This is a genomic window from Rhizobium sp. AC27/96 (assembly GCF_001692325.1).
Lineage (GTDB): Bacteria > Pseudomonadota > Alphaproteobacteria > Rhizobiales > Rhizobiaceae > Rhizobium.
Window position 1 is genome coordinate 1 of the sequence record NZ_LXKN01000071.1, and the last position, 1,445, is coordinate 1,445.

A 1,445-nucleotide genomic window follows, 5' to 3' on the forward strand; every position below is an offset into this window, starting at 1 on the left:
CATGGATGCAGGCGTCCTCAGCAAAGGCGGTGGCCGTGTCATTCCAGTCCTCAAGCAGGAGATGACGCTCCTGAACGCCAAGCAAATCAATCCGGCCGATGACGGATGCCGCATCCGCAACAAAACCGCTCAGCATTGCTTCCAGATAGCCGGTATGACGTTCGATCGTCGATGCATCGAACAATGCGGTCGAGTAGCCAAGACTGCCCACGAGCTCATCGTCAGCTTCACTCAGAGCAAGCTCTAGATCAAACTTGGCGACCTCATAGTCCATCTCGACCGGCGTCACCAAAAGACCATCAAGCGTCGTCGAGGCAACGACATCCTCGTTCTGCCAGGAGAACATCACCTGGAACAGCGGAGTGTGGTCAAGACGACGGGCTGGCTGGACGATCTCGACCACCTGCTCGAATGGAAGGTCCTGATGGTCCTGACCGGCAAGAACCTTCGAACGAACCCGCGACAGAAGCGCGCCAACGTCGGGCGATCCGGACAGGTCGATCCGTAGGGCAAGCGTGTTCACGAAGAAGCCGATCAGGCCCTCCGTCTCTGTACGACCGCGGTTTGCAACAGGCGTGCCTATGACAATATCGTCCTGACCGGATAGCCGCGACAAGACACCCGCCCATGCCGCCAGAACCGTCATGAACAGGGTCGTCCCGTGCCGAAGGCTCAATGCTCTGAGCGCGCGCGTCAGTTCGCCATCGAGCCGGATAGCCACATGGGCGCCGGCAGAGGATTGTTGCGGCGGACGTGCACGATCCGTCGGCAAGGCCAGCAAGGCCGGCGCATCGGCAAGATCAGAGCCCCAGTATCGCGCCTGCAAGGCCTGACGTTCGCCGGAAAGCCATTGACGCTGCCACACAGCATAGTCGGGATATTGTACATCCAGCGCCGGCAACGGGTCTTCCCGCCCGCGCACGAACGCTCCATACAATGTCTCCAGCTCACGCAGGAACACCTTGATCGACCAGCCGTCCGAGACAATGTGGTGGTGGGTCAGAACAAGGACATGCGCCTCATCCCCAAGCTGGATCAGGCGGCCCCGAACCAGGGGGGTCCGTGCAAGATCGAAGGGGGCCTCTGCTTCCGCCCGGCAAAGCTCGGCCAGATGCTCCAGAGCATGCTCATCGCCGCGAAGGTCGTGGTCAACCAGGTTAAATCCTGCATCCGCATCCAGAAGCTCAACATGCGGCTCGCCGCCCTTGGCGACAAACACGCTCCGCAGTCCCTCGTGACGCGCCCACACCCTGTCCAGACTATGGCCAAGGGCCTTACGATCAAGGGGGCCATGCAGTCGCAAGGCCAACGGAATATGATAGCTCGCACTGACCCCGTCCAACTGTCCGAGGAACCACAGGCGCTGCTGGGCAAATGAGAGCGGCAACACGCCAGCGCGGTCGACAGGCCTGATGGCCGGCAGCATCTGGCGACCGGAACTCCCG

Annotated in this window: 1 protein-coding gene; it reads right to left on the bottom strand. The window is 61.1% G+C overall.

Features of this window, described 5'->3' with window-relative positions; all coding sequences use genetic code 11:
- The coding region (locus tag A6U86_RS35060) for a condensation domain-containing protein (RefSeq protein ID WP_244510143.1) at window positions 1–1,445 on the bottom strand (1,445 nt) is incomplete at both ends.